The following is a 19,929-nucleotide window of genomic DNA, read 5'->3' on the forward strand; positions in this document are numbered from 1 at the left end:
CGGATGCCTTCACTAAAGGATCTGAGAAACCGTATCGCCTCGGTCAAGGCGACGCAGAAAATCACCAAGGCGATGCAAATGGTCGCCGCGGCGAAGCTGCGCCGTGCCCAGGAAGCTGCGGAAGCCGCAAGGCCTTACTCGCAGCGCATGGGCGCCGTTCTCGCGAATATCGCGCAGAACGTCACCGGCGAAGATGCGCCGGCCCTGATGGCCGGTACGGGCAAGGACGACGTGCATCTGCTCGTCGTCTGTACCGCAGAACGTGGCCTTTGCGGCGGTTTCAACAGCCAGATCGCGCGTCTTGCGCGCGATCATGCCCGCAAGCTCCTCGCTGAAGGCAAGACGGTCAAGATCATCACGGTCGGCAAGAAGGGCGCGGATATTCTGCGTCGCGAATTTGCCAGCCTGCTGGTTGATCATGTCGATCTGCGCGAAGTCAAGCAGCTCGCTTTTGTGCATGCCGACCAGATCGGCCACAAGATCATCAAGCTGTTCGAGGAAGGCGCTTTCGACGTCTGCACGCTGTTCTATTCCGAATTCAAGTCGGTGATCTCCCAGGTTCCAACCGCACAGCAGCTGATCCCGGCTTCGGCTGGCGACAGTGCGGGCGGCGAGACCGCAGGCGATGCGATCTACGAATACGAACCTGATCCCGCGGCGATCCTGTCGACGCTGATCCCGCGCAATATCTCGGTCCAGATTTTCCGTGCTCTGCTGGAAAATGTCGCGGGCGAGATGGGCGCGAAGATGAGCGCGATGGACAATGCGACGCGCAATGCGGGCGACATGATCAACAAGCTGTCGATCACGTACAACCGCCAGCGTCAGGCGCAGATCACCAAGGAACTGATCGAAATCATTTCGGGCGCGGAAGCGCTCTAGAGTTTGGTTTACCGCATGATTTCCCGGAAAGTCTGCAACTTTTCGGGATCATGCTAACGGAAGGTAAGGATCGATGGCAAAAGCAGCGACCCCGAAAACTACCGCCGCGGCCGAAGCAAAGCCAGCGGCGAAGGCGCCTGCCAAGAAAGCGGCGCCCAAGACCACCGCAGCAGCCAAGTCTGCCGCTCCCAAGACTGCAGCCACTGGCACAGTCGGCCACATTACGCAGGTCATCGGCGCTGTCGTCGACGTCAAGTTCCCGGAAGGCCAGCTGCCGCTGATCCTGAACGCGCTTGAAGTCGACAACCAGGGCAACCGCCTGGTTCTCGAAGTCGCCCAGCACCTCGGCGAAGACACCGTGCGCACCATCGCCATGGATGCGACCGAAGGTCTGGTTCGTGGTCAGGAAGCACGCGACACCGGCGAGCCGATCATGGTTCCGGTCGGCGTCGAAACGCTTGGCCGCATCATGAACGTCATCGGTGAGCCGGTCGACGAAGCCGGTCCGATCAAGACCACGGCAACCCGCGCCATCCACCAGAGCGCTCCGGAATATATCGAGCAGTCGACCGAAGCCGAAATTCTGGTCACGGGCATCAAGGTCGTTGACCTTCTCGCTCCTTACGCCAAGGGCGGCAAGATCGGCCTCTTCGGCGGTGCAGGCGTTGGCAAGACCGTTCTCATCATGGAACTCATCAACAACGTCGCCAAGGCGCACGGCGGTTACTCCGTGTTCGCAGGCGTCGGTGAGCGTACCCGTGAAGGTAACGACCTTTACCATGAAATGATCGAGTCGGGCGTTAACAAGCTCGGCGGCGGCGAAGGCTCCAAGGCAGCCCTCGTGTACGGTCAGATGAACGAACCCCCGGGTGCCCGCGCTCGTGTTGCCCTTTCCGGTCTGACGGTTGCTGAAAACTTCCGCGACCAGGGTCAGGACGTTCTGTTCTTCGTGGACAACATCTTCCGCTTCACGCAGGCAGGTTCGGAAGTGTCGGCTCTTCTCGGCCGTATTCCTTCCGCTGTGGGCTATCAGCCGACGCTGGCAACCGACATGGGCGCCATGCAGGAACGCATCACCACCACGACCAAGGGTTCGATCACCTCGGTTCAGGCGATTTACGTTCCTGCCGACGACTTGACCGACCCGGCGCCAGCCACCTCGTTCGCCCACCTGGACGCAACGACCGTTCTGTCGCGCTCGATCGCTGAAAAGGGTATCTACCCGGCTGTTGACCCGCTCGACTCCACGTCGCGCATGCTCGATCCGAAGGTCGTTGGTGACGAACACTACGCCGTCGCCCGTCAGGTTCAGTCGATCCTGCAGCGCTACAAGGCCCTTCAGGACATCATCGCGATCCTGGGCATGGACGAACTGTCTGAAGAAGACAAGCTCACCGTCGCCCGCGCCCGCAAGATCGAACGCTTCCTGTCGCAGCCGTTCTTCGTGGCCGAAGTCTTCACCGGTTCGCCGGGCAAACTGGTCGACCTCGCCGACACCATCAAGGGCTTCAAGGGCCTCTGCGCTGGCGATTACGATCATCTTCCGGAAGCTGCCTTCTACATGGTCGGCAGCATCGAGGAAGCTCTCGAGAAGGCCAAGAAGCTGGCAGCAGAAGCTGCTTGATGAATTGAATTTCCCGGTGGGCCGCAAGGCCCGCCGTGAAAGCCAATCATTTTGTTTAAGCATGACCTTTCCGAAAACCGGTTTAATTTTCGGAACCGTGCTTTTGAATTCAAGTGAGAACCATGGCTCAAGCTTTCCAATTCGAACTCGTGTCGCCTGAACGGCTCCTGCTTTCCGCGCAGGTGACGGAAGTCGTCATTCCGGGTAGCGAAGGCTATCTGACGGCTCTCGCCGGTCATTCGCCGCTGATGACGACGATCATGCCGGGTGTCGTTTCGGTGAAGCTTGCCGACGGCAAGTCCGACTCCTACGTGGTCTTCGGCGGTTTCGCTGATATCACCCCGCAGAGCTGCACCGTTCTGGCTGAATCGGCCACCCATGTGGACGATATCAATCCGGCAGACATCCAGCGCCGCATCGAGGAAGCCCGCAAGCATCTGGAAGATGCCTCCACCAACGAGCATCGCACCAAGGCGGAAATCTTCCTGCATCAGCTGATGACGCTGCAGGGAACGATCATGCCGGCCTGATCGGCTGCAATCCTGTCGTTTTCGTGAAAGCGGGCTTGTGCCCGCTTTTTCTTTTTCAGATCACCGGTCCGGCAGTGAATTTGTTCGCAGAACTGTCATATTGGCGTTAAATCCCATCACGCTTGCGTGAGTTCAGGAAGTTCGCTTGAAAATGGTTCGGCAGCGATCTATCCAAGTTCGCAATCATTAGTTTACTAATATATAAGGCGATTGGCATGGATACGGCGGACCTCAGAGCTGAAATGATTGATGCCATGGCGAAGGTTAATCGCAGGCTTCGCACTGTCTTCGACGCCCGGGTGAAGGAGCGGGGCCTGACATTGGCCCGTGCGCGCACCCTGCTTGCGCTGATGGAACAGGAAGGCCTTTACCAGAAGGAACTGGCGGAAGCGCTGGAAATCGAGAATGCGACCATGGTTCGCCTGCTCGATGGCCTGGAGCGGCAATCCTTCATCGAACGGCAGACGGTCCAGGGCGACCGCCGCGCCAAGCGCGTCGTCATGACGGCAGAAGGCAAGATTCTGGCCGAGCAGGTCGTGAAGCTTGCCGGAGACGTGCGCGAAGACCTTCTCGAGGGGGTAAGCGACGAGGAGCTGAACGTCGCGCTCAACGTGCTTCGCAAGATGTCGGATTCGATGAACAAATCCCATTGATGTTGCCAGTCTCAACAACGACCAGAAGCCGAAGCGACAGCTTCGGCTTTTTCTTTGGCTGATTACGGTTTCGTGAGCTGGCGTCTCGAAATTGAACCTGCCGCGCCATCTTTCCGTCGCAGCCGAACGGTCCACTGGCGGCGGTCAATCTCGGAAAGTGTGATGGGAGCGTTTGAGATGCGTCATTCATCTCAGGCTGTCGTGGGCTTGTGCGCGGTGCTTGCGGTCGCGGCGGTGCAGGTAAAAGATATGGCGCGCGGGACACGGCACGCCTATGCCCAGGCCTTGAATGACGTGAATACCGATGACGGGCTGATCTTTGATACGGCTTCGGCTGCTGCCGTGGATGTGCGGAGCAATGAGCGGTCTCGTCGGTCTTCGCGGGCGCGCTGAACCCCCGGTGCCGGAAATCAGGGGGCGAGCGTCCGCAGATAGGCCATGAGTTCGCTGGCCGTATCGCTCGCCCGTTCCGGCTGGCGGGAAACGATCGCTTCAATCAATGTTGCGTGGGCATTGGCCGAACCGGCTATGCCGCTCGATGGGCGGAGCCGGAACCAGAAGCGGCGGCTATGGCTCTGCAAAGGGGCGGCGATACGGGCTGCGTAGGGGTTGCTCGCAGCCGCACCCAGAACGATGTCGAATGCCTTGTCGGCATCCAGAAACAGCGCCACGTCCTCATCGGGAATTGCCTGCCGCATGGCTGCTGCCGCCGCTTCGAGCCGTTCATAGTCACGCGGGCTGCCGAAGCGTGCCGCATCGCGCGCCAGAACGCGCTCGACGCCTTCGCGCGCATCCAGCACCTTGATGAAATCCTTCGGATCGATTGCCGCGATGGCAATGCCTGAACGCGGGCGCACTTCCACAAGGCCCTCCCAGGCGAGCCGTTGAATGGCCTCGCGCATGGGCGTGCGGCCCATGCCGGTCAGCTCGATCAGCGTGCGCTCGTTGACGACCGTCCCCGGTTCCAATTCCAGCGTGACGATAGACCGTTCCAGAATGCGATAGGCCTGCTCGGCGAGGCTTTCGCTACCCCAGCTGTCCATGGTGGCCAGCGGCATGTTTGCCGGGCTCCGCGTCAGCCTGTCTCGAACGTTCGTTTCTTCCATGCCGTTCATGCCTTGTGGTTACGACGATTGACATAGTTCAATCCTATAGATATATCTCTGATATATCAATAAGAGGCGATTTGCATTGTCGATCCCTAACTTGGCCTTTGTGGCTTTTTCAAGCGGTGGCAAACTTTCAGCACAGCGTCATTCCAAAAAATCGATGGACAGAATTCGCGTGCTGGCGTTGAACATGGCGATTGCCGATTGGCCGAAGCGACGGTCTCTGCCGGTTTTTCGGCAAGGCACAAGGCAAAATTGAATCCGGTGGGGAGCCGTATACGATGAAATCTGATCCGCAGGGTCAGCAGGATGTTCTGATTATCGGCGGTGGTATCGTCGGCGTCGCCACTGCGGCCTTGCTTGCCGAGGCGGGGCGACAGGTTCTGGTTATCGACAGAACCGGCATTTGCGAGGAAACCAGCTCGGGCAATGCCGCGGCGCTTGCTTTCTCCGACATTCTTCCGCTCGCCTCCAAGGGGGTCATGCGCAAGGTGCCGGGTTGGTTGATGGACCCGCTCGGGCCGTTTACGATCCGTCCCTCCTATTTTCCAAAAATGGTGCCCTGGCTTTATCGGTTCTGGCGCGCCAGCAGCGCGGATGCTTTGGCAAGAACCGCGATTGCGCAGGCCGACATCATGCGGCTTGCCGGCAGCGAGATGATGGGCCTGATCGACAGGGCGGGCCTGCGCGATCGCTTGCGCGAAAACGGCAATCTGGAACTTTACGAGAGCGAAGCCGAGCTTGCGGCCTCGCAGCCCGGCTGGGATGTTCGCGAAAATGCCGGAATTGCCTATGAACACGTGCGGGGTGATCGGCTTGCCGAATTGCAGCCGGGCCTGAACCCGCGTTTCGTAGCCGGAACTTTCGTTCCGGGCTGGAAGAATGTCAGCGATCCGAAGCTGTTCGGCAAGGCGATCTGGGCCTATGCGGAAAGCAGGGGCGCACGCTTCCTTCAGGCAAAGGTCGCGAATGCAAGGCCAGTCAATGGCGGGGCGAGCGTCCGTCTCGTCGACGGGACCGAAATCCGGGCGGCGCACCTTGTCCTGATGGCCGGCGCCTGGTCACGTGATCTCGCCAAAGGCTTTGGCGATGCAGTGCCGCTCGACACGGAACGCGGTTACAATACGACCCTGCCCGTCGGCAGTTTCGATGTGAAGCGCCAGCTGACTTTTCCCGGCCACGGTTTCGTCATCACGCCGATGGAAACGGGCCTGCGTGTCGGCGGAGCCGTGGAATTCGGCGGGCTCGACCTGCCGCCCAATTTCGCGCGGTCCGAAGCCATGCTAAAGAAGGCTTCCATGTTTCTGCCGGGCCTGCGCACGGAAGGCGGGCGGCAATGGATGGGCTATCGGCCATCCATGCCGGACTCCGTTCCGGTCATCGGCCGGGCCTCGGCGGGCGGCAACATCTATTACGGCTTCGGCCATGGCCATCTTGGCCTTACGCAGTCGGCTGCGACCGGGCGGCTTATCCGCGATCTCATCACTGGTGCCGCGCCGGCAATCGACATCGAACCTTTCAAGCCACAACGTTTTCGGAACTGACCATCATGGCAAGACATTCCTTCTTCTGCGTCGACGGACATACCTGCGGCAATCCGGTGCGTCTGGTGGCCGGCGGCGGGCCGAACCTCGAAGGTTCGACCATGATGGAAAAGCGCGCGCATTTTCTGGCGGAATATGACTGGATTCGCACGGGGCTTATGTTCGAGCCGCGCGGCCACGACATGATGTCCGGCTCCATTCTCTACCCGCCCACGCGGCCTGATTGCGATGTGGCGGTGCTTTTCATCGAAACGTCCGGCTGCCTGCCGATGTGTGGCCACGGCACCATCGGCACCGTCACGATGGCGATAGAGCAGGGGCTGGTAACGCCGAAGACGCCGGGCAAGCTCAATCTCGATACGCCTGCCGGTCTGGTGGCCATCGAGTATGAGCAGAACGGCCAGTATGTCGAGCGCGTTCGCCTCACCAATGTCCCGGCCTTCCTTTATGCCGAAGGGCTTGAAGTCGAATGTCCAGACCTTGGAAGCCTCAAGGTCGACGTGGCCTATGGCGGCAATTTCTACGCCATTGTCGAGCCGCAAGAAAATTACACGGACATGGAAGATTATTCCGCGTTGCAGCTGATCGCCTGGAGTCCCGTCCTGCGCCAGCGGTTGAACGAGAAGTACAAGTTCCAGCATCCGCTGCTGCCTGACATCAATCGTCTGAGCCATATTCTATGGACCGGCAAGGCGAAGCATCCGGAAGCGCATGCCCGCAATGCGGTCTTTTATGGCGACAAGGCAATCGACCGTTCGCCCTGCGGTACCGGTACGTCTGCGCGCATGGCGCAGCTGGCTGCCAAGGGCAAGCTGAAGCCGGGCGACGAGTTCGTGCATGAATCCATCATCGGATCGCTTTTCCATGGCCGCGTGGAGCGCGCCGCGGAAGTCGCCGGGCGTCCTGCGATCGTGCCGTCAATCGCAGGTTGGGCGCGCATGACCGGCTACAACACGATCTTCATCGACGATCGCGATCCCTTTGCACACGGGTTCACAGTCGCGTAGGGTCTATTGGGGAAACAGGTTTTGGCGCTAGGTATGGGTGAAAATTCTCCGGTTCGGAAACCAAATCCGCCTCAGCTGCGCTTGCAGGCTGGCATCCCAAAGACCATAAAGTGGGTACGGTCGGTAATTTTCTTAACGGCCTCCCTATTTTTTGGCTTTCCGGTCGTGCAAAAAATGTGGAATAAGGCGCCCTGGGTAGGAGAAAAAAACATATACAGGACGTTTGTTAGGGGACATAACTAGTTTGTGGAAGTATGATGCCCTTAGTCTTTTGTCGGAGACAAAAGGGGCTTGCATTCCTCTATACAGCCGTTAGGTGTAAATAGCCGGGAATAAAATGAAGGCGCACGAAATAAAGATGCGTCAAAAAAACCCCGGACGGTAAAATGGGTGGCTTCTCGATGGAATATTTCTTCCAGCAGGTGATCAACGGGCTCGCGCTCGGCTCGATCTATGGCCTGATCGCCATCGGCTATACGATGGTCTATGGCATTATCGGCATGATCAACTTTGCTCATGGCGATGTCTTCATGCTCGGCGCCTTCATGGCGCTGATTGTTTTTCTCATCATCACAACATTCATCGGTGCCTTGCCGATTGCGCTGATGCTTCTTCTGATGATGATCGTCGCCATGCTGCTGACAGGCTTGTGGAGCTGGACGATCGAACGTGTGGCCTATCGGCCGTTGCGCGGTTCGTTCCGCCTCGCGCCGTTGATCACGGCTATCGGCATGTCGATTGCCTTGTCGAATTTCGTTCAGGTTACGCAAGGCCCGCGTAACAAGCCGGTGCCTCAGCTTCTGAACGGCTCCTTCAATCTCTTCGGTACGAATGTGACGATTTCGCTGAAGCAGATCGTTGTCATCGTGGTAACCGCGGTGCTGCTGACGATCTTCTGGTATATCGTCAACCGCACCTCGCTCGGCCGTGCGCAGCGCGCCTGCGAGCAGGACCGGAAGATGGCCGCGCTTCTCGGCATCAATGTCGATCGCGTCATTTCGCTCACCTTCGTGATGGGGGCGATGCTCGCGGCGGTGGCCGGTACGCTCTACCTCTCCTTCTATGGCGTGATTTCCTTTGCCGACGGCTTCATCCCCGGCGTCAAGGCGTTCACGGCGGCGGTTCTGGGCGGTATCGGATCGCTTCCTGGCGCTGTGGTCGGTGGCCTGCTCATCGGTCTCATCGAAGCGTTGTGGTCGGCTTATTTCTCGATCGATTACAAGGACGTTGCCGCGTTCTCGATCCTCGCCATCGTGCTGATCTTCATGCCGTCCGGCATTCTTGGCCGTCCTGAAGTCGAAAAGGTATAATCATGGCTGCACAGTCGAGTTCACGCCCGGATTCCCTTTTTGGCCGGGCCATTCGTGAAGGGTTCTTCGCCGGTCTTCTGGCGCTGGGCCTCTTCTGCCTCATCATCGGTTTCAAGACCGATCAGAACATCAACAATGAACTGGTGCTGCAACAGCGCTGGGGTGCGCTGGCCGTCATCGTCGTGCTGGCCGCCATTGGCCGTTTCCTGTTCGTTGCCTTTACTCAGCCCTGGCTGGAGGCGCGCAAGCTTGCCAAGAGCAAGCAGCCTGCCGTTGCGGTCGAAAGCCCGTCTTTCGTGCGCCGCAACTTCTCGCGCCTCGGCGTCGCCTTCCTTTTTGTCTATCCGATCCTGATCGTCGCCTTCCTCGGCTGGCAGGGATCGCTCAAATGGGTCGACAATTTCGGCGTCCAGATCCTCATCTATGTGATGCTGGCCTGGGGCCTCAACATCGTGGTGGGCCTCGCCGGTCTTCTCGATCTCGGTTACGTGGCCTTCTATGCAGTGGGCGCTTATTCCTACGCTCTGCTGTCATCCTATTTCGGCCTGTCCTTCTGGATGCTGCTGCCGATAGCGGGCATTCTGGCAGCGACATGGGGCGTTATCCTTGGCTTCCCGGTTCTGCGCCTGCGCGGTGACTATCTCGCCATCGTGACGCTGGCATTTGGTGAAATCATCCGTCTGGTGCTCATCAACTGGACGGATGTTACTCGCGGCACCTTCGGCGTTTCCGGCATTGCCAAGGCAACCTTCTTCGGCCTGCCTTTCAATGCCAGCAAGGACGGTTTTGCAGCCTATTTCGGCCTTACCTTCTCGGCCGCGCACTACAAGTTCTTCCTCTATTACGTCATCCTTCTGCTGGCGCTCCTGACGGCTTGGGTCACCATCCGCCTGCGCCGCATGCCGGTTGGCCGTGCGTGGGAAGCGCTGCGCGAAGACGAAATCGCCTGCCGTTCGCTCGGCATCAACACCACCACGACCAAGCTCACGGCCTTTGCCACGGGCGCGATGTTCGGTGGTTTCGCCGGTTCCTTCTTTGCGGCACGCCAGGGCTTCGTCAGCCCGGAATCCTTCGTGTTCCTTGAATCCGCCGTCATTCTGGCCATTGTCGTTCTCGGCGGCATGGGCTCGCTGGTTGGCATCGCCATTGCGGCGATCGTCATGATCGGCGGCACGGAAATCCTGCGTGAAATGGGCTTCCTGAAAGCTGTCTTCGGACCGGATTTCACGCCGGAACTCTACCGCATGCTCATCTTCGGTCTTGCCATGGTCGTAGTCATGGTCTGGAAGCCGCGCGGTTTCGTCGGAAGTCGAGAACCGAGTGCATTCCTGCATGAGAAGAAGATGGTGTCGGGTGCCTTTACCAAGGAAGGGCACGGCTGATGGCGGAGATAAGCACTATGTCTGGCACTATGTCCGGCAACACTCAGAAAGACACCATCCTTCAGGTCGAGCATCTCTCGATGCGCTTCGGCGGCCTCGTCGCCATCAACGATCTGAGCTTCAATGTGAAGCGCGGGGATATTACGGCGATCATCGGCCCCAACGGTGCAGGCAAGACCACGGTCTTCAACTGCATCACCGGCTTCTACAAGCCGACGGGCGGGATGCTGACGATGAACCGGAAGACGGGCGACAAGTTCCTGCTGGAACGCCTGCCCGACTTCCAGATCACCAAGCAAGCCAAGGTCGCGCGCACGTTCCAGAACATCCGCCTGTTCTCGGGTCTCACCGTTCTGGAAAACCTGCTCGTTGCGCAGCACAACACGCTGATGCGCTCTTCCGGCTATACGATCCTCGGCCTTCTGGGGCTGCCCGGCTACAAGTCGGCGGCGAAGGAAGCGGTTGAAAAGGCGCGTTACTGGCTGGAAAAGATCAACCTGATCGACCGTGCCGACGATCCGGCGGGCGATCTTCCCTATGGCGATCAGCGCCGTCTGGAAATTGCCCGCGCCATGTGCACCGAGCCGGAAATCCTCTGCCTCGACGAACCTGCCGCTGGTCTCAATCCGCGCGAATCGGCGGAGCTCAATAAGCTTCTCCTCGATATCCGCAAGGAAACCGGCACGTCGATCCTGCTGATCGAGCACGACATGTCGGTCGTCATGGAAATCTCCGATCATGTGATCGTGCTGGAATACGGCACCAAGATTTCCGATGGCGCGCCGGAAGAGGTCAAGAACGATCCGCGTGTTATCGCCGCCTATCTCGGCGTCGATGACGAGGAAATCGCCGAACTCATCGAAGAGGCGGACAAGCCCGGTGTTGTGGATCCGGCGCATCTGGTCGCCGCCCAGCTTGCCGAGGAAGCCATCGAGGAGGAAATTGCCGAAGAGAAGGGCGAAACGCCTTCCGCAGGCGTTGACGCAACCAATAGTCCGACCGGCGACAAGACTGCTCCCGCGAAGGCTGCCCAGGGTGAGGCTGCCAAGGGTGGTGCGAAACGCGCCAAAGCCCCGGCAAAAGCCTCAACAAAAACTCCGGGCAAGCCCAGGAAGGGAGGCGAATGATGCAGGCTGAAACCATGCAGAAAAAGCAACCGCTTCTGGCCGTCGAGAAGGTTGAAACCTATTACGGCAATATTTGCGCCTTGAAGGGCATCGACCTGTCTGTCGACGAGGGCGAGATCGTGGCGCTGATCGGCGCAAACGGCGCCGGAAAATCGACGCTGATGATGACGATCTTCGGCTCGCCGAAGGCGCGTACCGGCCGCATCCTGTTCAATGGCAAGGATATCACGTCCATGCCGCCGCACGAGATCGCCAAGCTGCGCATCGCGCAGTCGCCGGAAGGCCGTCGCATCTTCCCGCGCATGACTGTTCTGGAAAACCTCCAGATGGGCGCAAGCCTCGACAATCAGCAATATTTCGATGAAGACGTAAAGCTGATGTTCGACCTGTTCCCACGCCTGAAGGAGCGTATCAACCAGCGTGGCGGCACGCTTTCAGGTGGTGAACAGCAGATGCTGGCGATCGCCCGCGCACTGATGGCGCGTCCGAAGCTCCTGCTTCTGGACGAACCGTCGCTCGGTCTGGCGCCGCTGATCGTGAAGCAGATTTTCGAGGCGATCAAGGAACTGAACCGCACGCAGGGGCTGACGGTATTCCTCGTCGAGCAGAACGCATTCGGTGCGCTGAAGCTCGCAGACCGCGGTTATGTGATGGTCAACGGCTCGATCACCATGAGCGGCGCAGGCCGCGAACTTCTGGCCGATCCGGAAGTCCGTGCCGCCTATCTCGAAGGCGGAAGGCACTAGGAGGAAATCATGCAAGGTATTCTCTACGAAGAACCGTCATTCTGGTTGTTTTTCCTCATCACCTGTCTGCTTGGCGGCTGGGCTGCCTGGATGACGGGGCGTGCCTGTGCTTCGACCTGGCGCACCTATCCGCAGCTGCTGATCTATCTGATCCCGCTCGGGGCTGCGGTGCGTTTCATCCACTTCGCACTGTTCGAGGGGACGCTTCTTTCGTTCCACTACTATCTGGTGGACACGATCGTCCTGATGATTATCGGCACGGTCGGCTTTCGCTATACCCGCACCAAGCAAATGGTGCGGCAGTATGGCTGGCTTTATGAGAAAGCTTCGCCGCTGAGCTGGAAAGCAAAATAATTTCAAAGCTTCGCCGCCATGCGGCGAAGCTTTTTTACAAGATCACGTTGACAGTAATAAGATTCAGCGTAGATATTGCTGAGTAATCAGCAAGAAAATAAGGCGATGCAAAACATCGTTCGGGGTAAATACAATGATGGGAGTTCCAACAATGAAGAAATCACTTTTGGCAGGTGTTGCTCTTGCAGCGGTAATGTCTTTCGGGGGCTCGGCTTGGGCTGATGTAATTCTGGGTATCGGTGCACCCTTGACCGGCCCGAACGCCGTTTATGGCGCACAGATCCAGAAGGGGGCGGAAGCCGCCATCAAGGAAGTCAACGATGCGGGCGGCATCAATGGCGAGAAAATAACGATCTCGCTCGGCGATGACGTTTCGGATCCGAAGCAAGGCATTTCGGTTGCCAACAAGTTCGCAGCCGACGGCGTGAAATATGTCATCGGACACTTCAACTCGGGTGTTTCGATCCCGGCTTCGGAAGTCTATGCCGAAAACGGCATTCTCGAAATCTCGCCTGCCGCGACCAATCCGGTCTATACCGAGCGCCAGCTGTGGAACACGTTCCGCACTTGCGGCCGTGATGACCAGCAGGGCATCGTGGCTGGCCAGTACATCTTCGACCATTTCAAGGACGCGAAGATCGCCGTCATTCACGACAAGACCCCATACGGTCAGGGCCTTGCCGACGAAACCAAGAAGAAGCTCAACGAACTTGGCACCAAGGAAGCCCTCTATGAAGGCGTCAACGTTGGTGAGAAGGACTTCTCCGCTCTGATCGCCAAGCTCAAGCAGGCAGGCGTGACGGTGGTTTACTGGGGCGGCCTGCATCCAGAAGCCGGTCTCATCATCCGCCAGATGGCCGATCAGGGCGTGAAGGCCCAGTTCATCTCGGGTGACGGTATCGTTTCCAACGAACTGGCTTCGATTGCCGGTCCGGCTGTCGAAGGCACGCTCAACACCTTCGGTCCCGATCCGCGCAACAACCCGAACAATGCCGATCTGGTGAAGAAGTTCCGCGACGCCGGTTTCGAGCCTGAAGCCTACACGCTCTATTCCTATGCGGCGGTTCAGTCGCTGGCGCAGGCCGCAAAGGCTGCCGGCAGCAACGACCCGCAGGAAATCGCCAAGGCGCTGAAGGAAAAGGGTCCGTTCAAGACGGTGCTCGGCGACCTGTCCTATGACGAAAAGGGCGATCCGAAGCTCCCAGGTTACGTCATGTACAAGTGGGAAAAGGGCGCTGACGGAAAATATACTTACGTTCAGCAGTAAGTTTAGCTTATATTCTTTCCCGATCAGTGGAAATGCCCGGCTTTATGTCGGGCATTTTCGTTTGCGGCGCTCTGTTCCGCATAAAGTCATGCGTGAAACGCAGAATATAGACGAAATCAATACTTTACTTTCAGCCTGAAAGGGAATCTATCTACAATTGCATCCAGATGTAGGGCGATTCTCTATGCCTGGTCTTGCAATCTGGTGGGAGGACCAGTTTAGACGCGGGCATTTCGAAGCCCAGATAGCGTTCCAAAGGCTGATGCCGGTCTCCCATTCGAATATCGGGTTGTGCGCGGTGCTTCGCTGTGGCTGCGCAGGCCTGCAAACACGGCGGTCGCCCGATCGGATCGGGTCGCCGCTCTGAATGACTATTTTGATGCGCGTTCCGGGAACGGGTCAAACTTCCGGGATGCGTTTAGTGGGAGCAACTGAAATGAAGAAATCCTTATTCTGCGGCGTCTGCCTCTCGGCACTGGTTGCAATGGGCGGCGTATCGTTTGCCGACATCCAGCTTGGCGTCGGCGCACCGCTGACCGGCAGCCAGGCGGCTTTCGGCGAGCAGATCAAGCGCGGTGTCGAAGCGGCAGTCGCAGAAGCCAATGCCAAGGGCGGCATGAATGGCGAGCAGATCACGATCGTCTACGGCGACGACGCTGCCGATCCGAAGCAGGGCATTTCGGTTGCCAACAAGTTCGTCGGCGACGGCGTCCAGTTCGTCATCGGTCACTTCAATTCCGGCGTCAGCATTCCGACTTCGGACATCTATGCCGAAAATGGCGTGCTGATGATTGCGCCCGGCACCACCAACCCGACCTTCACCGAGCGCGAATTGTGGAACACGTTCCGCACCTGCCGTCGCGACGACAAGCAGGGAATTGTTGCTGGCAAGTACATGGCCGACAATTACAAGGACGGCAAAGTCGCGATCCTTCACGACAAGACGCCTTATGGTCAGGGCCTTGCCGACGAGACCAAGAAGTCGCTTAACGAAAGCGGCATGAAGGAAACGCTCTATGAAGGCGTGAACCAGGGCGACAAGGATTTCTCGGCGCTCATCTCCAAGATGAAGGCTGCCGGAATCACTGCAGTTTACTGGGGTGGCATGCACCCGGAAGCCGGCCTGCTCATTCGCCAGATGGCTGACCAGGGCCTCAAGGCCCAGTTCATTTCCGGCGACGGCATCGTGTCCAACGAACTCGCCTCGATTGCCGGTGATGCGGTGGCTGGCGTGATGAACACCTTCGGTCCCGATCCGCGCGACGACAAGTCGAATGCCGATCTGATCAAGACTTTCCGCGACAAGGGCTTCGAGCCGGAAGCCTATACCTTCTACGCCTATGCGGGCGTGCAGTCGCTGGTCAATGCCGCCAATGCAGCCGGAAGCAACGATCCGCAGGAAGTTGCGACCGCGATGAAGGAAAAGGGACCGTTCAAGACCGTGCTCGGCGACATCACCTTCGATGCAAAGGGCGATCCGAGCCTTTCGCCCTATGTGATGTTTGAATGGCGCAAGGGCGAAGACGGCAAGTATAATTACTTCCAGAAGTAATGGAGCATTTCCAGCAAAAGCGGTTTTGCGTTCAATAGTGCGAGAGCACAGATGCTTAGAGCGGTTCTGATGATTGCTTCATAATGGGAGCCGCTCTTGTGCTTGATATATTAGCATAATATGCTGCAAAATTCATCAATCTGCCCGGCTTTTGGTCGGGCATTTTGTTTTTATCTCCCGGTTGCACAGTTTGTTTGCGCTCGTGTCTATTGCAGGTTAAGCAATGGCGCCTTTGTCATTGCAGTTAGGGAGATCTGCCTTGTCTTTCGCCCAAAAGCCTATCCGGAAAATTCTGGTCGCCAACCGATCTGAAATTGCAATCCGCGTATTCCGCGCCGCCAATGAGCTGGGACTCAAAACGGTGGCCATATGGGCCGAGGAAGACAAACTTTCCCTGCATCGCTTCAAGGCCGATGAAAGCTATCAGGTCGGTCGCGGGCCGCATCTGGATCGCGATCTCGGTCCGATTGAAAGCTATCTTTCCATTGATGAAATCATTCGCGTTGCCCGGCTTTCGGGTGCCGATGCGATCCATCCGGGCTACGGCCTGTTGTCCGAAAGCCCGGAATTTGCCGAAGCCTGCGCCGAAAACGGCATCATCTTCATCGGTCCGAAGCCGGAGACCATGCGCCGCCTCGGCAACAAGGTTGCCGCTCGCAATCTCGCCATCGAAATCGGCGTGCCGGTGGTTCCGGCCACCGATCCGCTTCCCGACGACATGGAGGAAGTGAAGAAGCTGGCGAGCCAGATCGGCTATCCGCTGATGCTGAAAGCGAGCTGGGGTGGCGGCGGTCGCGGCATGCGCGCGATCCGCGCCGAAGCCGATCTCGCGCGCGAAGTGACGGAAGCCAAGCGCGAGGCCAAGGCGGCTTTCGGCAAGGATGAGGTCTATCTCGAAAAGCTGATCGAACGCGCGCGCCATGTCGAAGTGCAGATATTGGGCGACACCCATGGCAATGCGGTCCATCTTTTCGAGCGCGACTGCTCGATCCAGCGCCGCAACCAGAAGGTCGTGGAGCGGGCGCCAGCGCCCTACCTCAGCGATGCTCAGCGTCAGGAACTGGCAAGCTATGGCCTGAAGATTGCCCATGCCACCGATTATATCGGTGCCGGTACTGTCGAGTTCCTCATGGACGCCGATACGGGCAAGTTCTATTTCATCGAGGTCAACCCGCGTATTCAGGTTGAGCATACCGTCACCGAGCAGGTGACTGGCATCGATATCGTCAAGGCGCAGATTCATATCCTCGAAGGCTTTGCCATCGGAACGCCGGAATCGGGCGTGCCGCGTCAGGAGGACATTCGTCTCAACGGCCATGCGCTTCAGTGCCGCATCACCACGGAAGACCCGGAACAGAATTTCATCCCCGATTACGGGCGCATTCAGGCTTATCGCTCGGCGTCGGGCTTCGGCATTCGCCTCGATGGCGGCACGGCCTATTCGGGCGCATTCATCACCCGCTATTACGATCCGCTGCTCGTCAAGGTGACGGCTTCGGGCTCTACGCCTCTTGAAGCCATTCGCCGCATGGACCGGGCGCTCCGCGAATTCCGCATTCGCGGCGTAGCGACGAACCTGACCTTCCTCGAAGCGATCATCAATCATCCGAAGTTTCAGGCGAACGACTACACCACGCGCTTCATCGACAGCACGCCGGAACTGTTCGAGCAGGTGAAGCGTCAGGATCGCGCCACCAAGCTTCTGACCTATATAGCCGATGTGACGGTCAACGGTCACCCGGAGACCAAAGGCCGGGCAAAGCCGGCCAAGGATGCCGCCAGGCCGCGCGTGCCGTGGTTCGGCAATAAGCCAGTGGCGGATGGCACCAAGCAGCGTCTGGACCAGCTTGGACCCAAGAAATTCGCCGAATGGGTGCGCAATGAAAAGCGGGCGCTGATTACCGATACCACCATGCGCGACGGGCACCAGTCACTGCTTGCCACCCGCGTGCGAACCTATGACATTGCCCGCATTGCCAATTCCTATGCGCAGGCGCTGCCGAACCTGTTCTCTCTGGAATGCTGGGGCGGCGCGACGTTCGACGTCTCGATGCGCTTCCTCACGGAAGATCCGTGGGAGCGTCTGGCGCTGGTGCGTGAAGGCGCCCCGAACCTTCTTCTGCAGATGCTTCTGCGCGGTGCGAACGGGGTTGGCTACAAATCCTATCCCGACAATGTCGTGAAATATTTCGTGCGCGAGGCAGCCAGAGGCGGCATCGATCTGTTCCGCGTTTTCGACAGTCTCAACTGGGTCGAGAACATGCGCGTGTCGATGGATGCTGTGCTGGAGGAAAACAAGCTCTGCGAAGCGGCGATCTGCTACACCGGCGATATTCTCAATCCGGAACGCGCCAAGTACGATCTTAAATATTATGTCGATCTGGCGAAGGAAGTTGAAAAGGCTGGCGCGCATATCATCGCGGTTAAGGATATGGCGGGCCTCCTGAAGCCTGCCGCCGCCCGCGTTCTGTTCAAGGCGCTGCGCGAGGAAACCGACCTGCCGATCCATTTCCATACGCATGATACGTCGGGCATTTCGGCGGCGACCGTGCTTGCCGCAATCGATGCGGGCGTCGATGTCGTTGATGCTGCGATGGATGCGCTGTCCGGCAACACATCGCAGCCTTGCCTTGGTTCCATCGTCGAAGCCCTGCACTGTTCCGAGCGTGATCCGGGGCTCGACCCGGATTCGATCCGTCGCATTTCCTTCTATTGGGAAGCGGTGCGCAACCAGTATGCGGCCTTTGAAAGCGACCTCAAGGGACCGGCTTCGGAAGTCTATCTGCATGAAATGCCGGGCGGCCAGTTCACGAACTTGAAGGAACAGGCGCGCTCGCTCGGACTTGAAACCCGCTGGCACGAAGTGGCGCAGGCCTATGCAGACGTGAACCGCATGTTTGGCGATATCGTCAAGGTGACGCCGTCCTCGAAGGTTGTCGGTGACATGGCGCTGATGATGGTCAGTCAGGACCTGACCGTTGCCGATGTCGAAAATCCGGCCAAGGACATTGCTTTCCCGGATTCGGTTGTGTCGATGATGCGGGGCGATCTCGGCCAGCCGCCATCGGGTTGGCCGAAGGCGCTGCAGAAGAAGATCCTCAAGGGCGAGGGGCCGTTTACCGTGCGTCCCGGTGCTCTGCTGGAGCCTGCCGATCTCAATGCCGAGCGTGAAGGGTTCGAGCAGGCGGTCGGACACAAGATTTCCGATCAGGAATTCGCATCGGCGCTGATGTATCCGAAGGTGTTCACCGATTATGCAGCCGCGCAGGAAACCTATGGCCCGACGAGCGTTCTGCCGACACCGGTCTATTTCTACGGCCTCAAGCCGGAAGAAGAGGTATTTGTCGATCTGGAACGCGGCAAGACGCTGGTGATCGTCAATCAGGCGATGAGCGAGACGGACGAGAAGGGCATGGTGACGGTGTTCTTCGAACTGAACGGCCAGCCGCGCCGCATCAAGGTGCCGAACCGCGCCAAGGGCGCTTCTGGCGGTATCCGCCGCAAGGTGGAGGCGGGGAATGACAAGCAGGTCGGTGCGCCGATGCCGGGTGTCGTTTCCACCGTTGCCGTCGCCGCCGGACAGACGGTTTCTCAGGGCGACGTGCTGCTCTCCATCGAAGCGATGAAGATGGAAACCGCTATCCATGCCGAACGCGATGGCACTATCGCGGAAGTGCTGGTACGTCCGGGCGAGCAGATCGATGCCAAGGATTTGCTGGTCGTCTACTCGTAACCGTTATGGGCTTCAGCCGAAGCTGACCGATCTTCGGATCGCGCTCCAGACTTCCCTTTCCCTCATCCTGAGGAGCCGTTGAAAACGGCGTCTCGAAGGGCGAGGGAAATGCACAGTGCCTGCCCTCGTCCTTCGACAGGCTCAGGATGAGGGAGAAGCGCAGCGGCCCATCAGACCGAAACTGTCGCTTTAAAAGCGTCAGAAACGCAAACGCCGCGGCTGTCAAACGCCGCGGCATTTCTTTGCGCTTGCGCGGGAGGCAAAATCTGATATGCATGTTTATGCCTATTTTTGCATGATTGTGCATGTTGAGGGATAATGGCGACAGAGCTTCTGCTTCACGAAAGACAGGCACGCATCCAGCAGTTGCTGCAGCAGTCGGGGCGCGTGCTGGCGGCTGAACTGGCGGAAAGTTTCGGCGTGTCGGAGGATACGATCCGGCGCGATCTGCGTGAGATGGCCGCCGCCGGGCTTTGCAGGCGCGTCTATGGCGGTGCGCTGCGGGCCGTGCCGGAACCTTCGCCGCTTGCCGAACGGGATTGCGAACGACCGCAGGCGAAGGCCGCGCTCGCCGCGGCGCTGGCGCGGCTGGTAGAACCCGGCATGACGGTGTTTCTCGACGCTTCTTCGGTTAATACGGCGCTGGCGCGGCTTATGGTCGAGCGTGGCGAAGCCATTACCGTCGTCACCAATACGCCGTCCATCGCTGCGATTCTCATGGGTTCGCCCGAGATCGAGCTGATCATGATCGGCGGGCCCATCGACCGGCGCGTGAGTGCCGCAGTCGGCGCGCGCGCCTTGCGCGACGCGGAATTGCTGCGACCCGATCTTTGCGTCTTGGGGGCATGCGGGATCGCCGCCGAAATCGGCGTGACCGCGCTGCATCTCGACGATGCGGAATTCAAAAGGGTGATTGCCGGACGCAGCCGGATGGTGGCGCTTGCCATTACGAGCGACAAGCTCGGCACGGTTGCAGCCCATGATGTTGTTCCCTTGAACGATGTCGGCGTCATGGCTGTCGAATACGATGCGGATGAAGCGGCGCTTGCGCCCTATGCGGCGTCGGGTATGAAGATTTTACGTGCGGCAGCGGACCGCAACTGAGGGAC

17 protein-coding genes are annotated in these 19,929 nt (G+C 58.8%); 16 read left to right on the forward strand and 1 reads right to left on the reverse strand.

Annotation, left to right across the window (positions count from 1 at the left end; translation table 11 throughout):
* Positions 1 to 3: 3 nt before the first annotated feature.
* The 5 genes from ABWW28_RS17605 (at position 4) to ABWW28_RS17625 (ending at position 4,082) form a co-directional block, all read left to right on the forward strand.
* Positions 4 to 882, forward strand: a complete 879-nt coding sequence (locus tag ABWW28_RS17605) for a F0F1 ATP synthase subunit gamma (RefSeq protein WP_006467810.1) — start codon at positions 4 to 6, stop codon at positions 880 to 882.
* 73 nt (positions 883 to 955) lie between these two features.
* Positions 956 to 2,506, forward strand: coding sequence for a F0F1 ATP synthase subunit beta (gene atpD / locus ABWW28_RS17610; protein ID WP_006467809.1), 1,551 nt, complete (start codon positions 956 to 958; stop codon positions 2,504 to 2,506).
* A 122-nt stretch (positions 2,507 to 2,628) separates the two neighbouring features.
* Entirely contained in the window at positions 2,629 to 3,036 is a 408-nt protein-coding gene (locus ABWW28_RS17615; protein ID WP_006471254.1) for a F0F1 ATP synthase subunit epsilon, read from the forward strand.
* 215 nt (positions 3,037 to 3,251) lie between these two features.
* Positions 3,252 to 3,689 carry a MarR family winged helix-turn-helix transcriptional regulator gene (locus tag ABWW28_RS17620; protein WP_021588062.1) on the forward strand — a complete coding sequence of 146 codons (438 nt, stop codon included), beginning with the start codon at positions 3,252 to 3,254 and terminating at the stop codon, positions 3,687 to 3,689.
* 177 nt (positions 3,690 to 3,866) lie between these two features.
* Positions 3,867 to 4,082 carry a hypothetical protein gene (locus ABWW28_RS17625; protein WP_241084411.1) on the forward strand — a complete coding sequence of 72 codons (216 nt, stop codon included), beginning with the start codon at positions 3,867 to 3,869 and terminating at the stop codon, positions 4,080 to 4,082.
* Positions 4,083 to 4,099: 17 nt separating this feature from the next.
* On the opposite strand, the gene ABWW28_RS17630 is transcribed toward ABWW28_RS17625, so the two are convergent.
* Positions 4,100 to 4,795 carry a GntR family transcriptional regulator gene (locus tag ABWW28_RS17630; protein ID WP_006471256.1) on the reverse strand — a complete coding sequence of 232 codons (696 nt, stop codon included), beginning with the start codon at positions 4,793 to 4,795 and terminating at the stop codon, positions 4,100 to 4,102.
* A gap of 284 nt (positions 4,796 to 5,079) precedes the next feature.
* On the opposite strand from ABWW28_RS17630, the gene ABWW28_RS17635 reads away from it, so the two are divergent.
* From ABWW28_RS17635 to ABWW28_RS17685, 11 genes are all read left to right on the forward strand, one after another.
* Positions 5,080 to 6,342: an NAD(P)/FAD-dependent oxidoreductase gene (locus ABWW28_RS17635; RefSeq protein WP_151659134.1), complete on the forward strand. Its 1,263-nt coding sequence runs from the start codon at positions 5,080 to 5,082 to the stop codon at positions 6,340 to 6,342.
* Positions 6,343 to 6,347: 5 nt separating this feature from the next.
* Positions 6,348 to 7,349, forward strand: coding sequence for a 4-hydroxyproline epimerase (locus ABWW28_RS17640; protein WP_063620170.1), 1,002 nt, complete (start codon positions 6,348 to 6,350; stop codon positions 7,347 to 7,349).
* Positions 7,350 to 7,750: 401 nt separating this feature from the next.
* Entirely contained in the window at positions 7,751 to 8,659 is a 909-nt protein-coding gene (locus ABWW28_RS17645; RefSeq protein ID WP_006471258.1) for a branched-chain amino acid ABC transporter permease, read from the forward strand.
* 2 nt (positions 8,660 to 8,661) lie between these two features.
* Positions 8,662 to 10,041 (forward strand): high-affinity branched-chain amino acid ABC transporter permease LivM, encoded by a 1,380-nt coding sequence (gene livM, locus ABWW28_RS17650; protein WP_025090882.1) that lies wholly within the window; start codon positions 8,662 to 8,664, stop codon positions 10,039 to 10,041.
* Positions 10,042 to 10,070: 29 nt separating this feature from the next.
* Positions 10,071 to 11,168 (forward strand): ABC transporter ATP-binding protein, encoded by a 1,098-nt coding sequence (locus tag ABWW28_RS17655; protein WP_151659142.1) that lies wholly within the window; start codon positions 10,071 to 10,073, stop codon positions 11,166 to 11,168.
* Positions 11,168 to 11,914, forward strand: coding sequence for an ABC transporter ATP-binding protein (locus tag ABWW28_RS17660; RefSeq protein WP_151659141.1), 747 nt, complete (start codon positions 11,168 to 11,170; stop codon positions 11,912 to 11,914). The genes ABWW28_RS17655 and ABWW28_RS17660 overlap by 1 nt, the downstream gene beginning before the upstream one ends.
* Before the next feature lie 9 nt (positions 11,915 to 11,923).
* On the forward strand, positions 11,924 to 12,268 hold the full coding sequence (locus ABWW28_RS17665) for a DUF6867 family protein (RefSeq protein WP_006467798.1): 345 nt from the start codon (positions 11,924 to 11,926) through the stop codon (positions 12,266 to 12,268).
* A gap of 151 nt (positions 12,269 to 12,419) precedes the next feature.
* Positions 12,420 to 13,535 (forward strand): branched-chain amino acid ABC transporter substrate-binding protein, encoded by a 1,116-nt coding sequence (locus ABWW28_RS17670; protein WP_021588054.1) that lies wholly within the window; start codon positions 12,420 to 12,422, stop codon positions 13,533 to 13,535.
* 436 nt (positions 13,536 to 13,971) lie between these two features.
* Positions 13,972 to 15,087 carry a branched-chain amino acid ABC transporter substrate-binding protein gene (locus tag ABWW28_RS17675; protein WP_021588053.1) on the forward strand — a complete coding sequence of 372 codons (1,116 nt, stop codon included), beginning with the start codon at positions 13,972 to 13,974 and terminating at the stop codon, positions 15,085 to 15,087.
* A 259-nt stretch (positions 15,088 to 15,346) separates the two neighbouring features.
* Positions 15,347 to 18,820 (forward strand): pyruvate carboxylase, encoded by a 3,474-nt coding sequence (gene pyc / locus ABWW28_RS17680; RefSeq protein ID WP_021588052.1) that lies wholly within the window; start codon positions 15,347 to 15,349, stop codon positions 18,818 to 18,820.
* A 318-nt stretch (positions 18,821 to 19,138) separates the two neighbouring features.
* A complete protein-coding gene (locus tag ABWW28_RS17685) occupies positions 19,139 to 19,924 on the forward strand; it encodes a DeoR/GlpR family DNA-binding transcription regulator (protein WP_021588051.1) in 786 nt (261 codons plus the stop codon).
* Positions 19,925 to 19,929 lie beyond the last annotated feature (5 nt).

The organism is Brucella sp. NBRC 14130, from assembly GCF_040371715.1.
Lineage (GTDB): Bacteria > Pseudomonadota > Alphaproteobacteria > Rhizobiales > Rhizobiaceae > Brucella > Brucella intermedia.

What these genes read in the sequence shown, in the direction of transcription:
- ABWW28_RS17605 (WP_006467810.1), top strand. Translation starts at nt 4, where the DNA reads ATGCCTTCACTAAAGGATCTGAGAAACCGTATCGCCTCGGTCAAGGCG.
- atpD (WP_006467809.1), top strand. Translation starts at nt 956, where the DNA reads ATGGCAAAAGCAGCGACCCCGAAAACTACCGCCGCGGCCGAAGCAAAG.
- ABWW28_RS17615 (WP_006471254.1), top strand. Translation starts at nt 2,629, where the DNA reads ATGGCTCAAGCTTTCCAATTCGAACTCGTGTCGCCTGAACGGCTCCTG.
- ABWW28_RS17620 (WP_021588062.1), top strand. Translation starts at nt 3,252, where the DNA reads ATGGATACGGCGGACCTCAGAGCTGAAATGATTGATGCCATGGCGAAG.
- ABWW28_RS17625 (WP_241084411.1), top strand. Translation starts at nt 3,867, where the DNA reads ATGCGTCATTCATCTCAGGCTGTCGTGGGCTTGTGCGCGGTGCTTGCG.
- ABWW28_RS17630 (WP_006471256.1), bottom strand. Translation starts at nt 4,795, where the DNA reads ATGGAAGAAACGAACGTTCGAGACAGGCTGACGCGGAGCCCGGCAAAC.
- ABWW28_RS17635 (WP_151659134.1), top strand. Translation starts at nt 5,080, where the DNA reads ATGAAATCTGATCCGCAGGGTCAGCAGGATGTTCTGATTATCGGCGGT.
- ABWW28_RS17640 (WP_063620170.1), top strand. Translation starts at nt 6,348, where the DNA reads ATGGCAAGACATTCCTTCTTCTGCGTCGACGGACATACCTGCGGCAAT.
- ABWW28_RS17645 (WP_006471258.1), top strand. Translation starts at nt 7,751, where the DNA reads ATGGAATATTTCTTCCAGCAGGTGATCAACGGGCTCGCGCTCGGCTCG.
- livM (WP_025090882.1), top strand. Translation starts at nt 8,662, where the DNA reads ATGGCTGCACAGTCGAGTTCACGCCCGGATTCCCTTTTTGGCCGGGCC.
- ABWW28_RS17655 (WP_151659142.1), top strand. Translation starts at nt 10,071, where the DNA reads ATGTCCGGCAACACTCAGAAAGACACCATCCTTCAGGTCGAGCATCTC.
- ABWW28_RS17660 (WP_151659141.1), top strand. Translation starts at nt 11,168, where the DNA reads ATGCAGGCTGAAACCATGCAGAAAAAGCAACCGCTTCTGGCCGTCGAG.
- ABWW28_RS17665 (WP_006467798.1), top strand. Translation starts at nt 11,924, where the DNA reads ATGCAAGGTATTCTCTACGAAGAACCGTCATTCTGGTTGTTTTTCCTC.
- ABWW28_RS17670 (WP_021588054.1), top strand. Translation starts at nt 12,420, where the DNA reads ATGAAGAAATCACTTTTGGCAGGTGTTGCTCTTGCAGCGGTAATGTCT.
- ABWW28_RS17675 (WP_021588053.1), top strand. Translation starts at nt 13,972, where the DNA reads ATGAAGAAATCCTTATTCTGCGGCGTCTGCCTCTCGGCACTGGTTGCA.
- ABWW28_RS17685 (WP_021588051.1), top strand. Translation starts at nt 19,139, where the DNA reads ATGGCGACAGAGCTTCTGCTTCACGAAAGACAGGCACGCATCCAGCAG.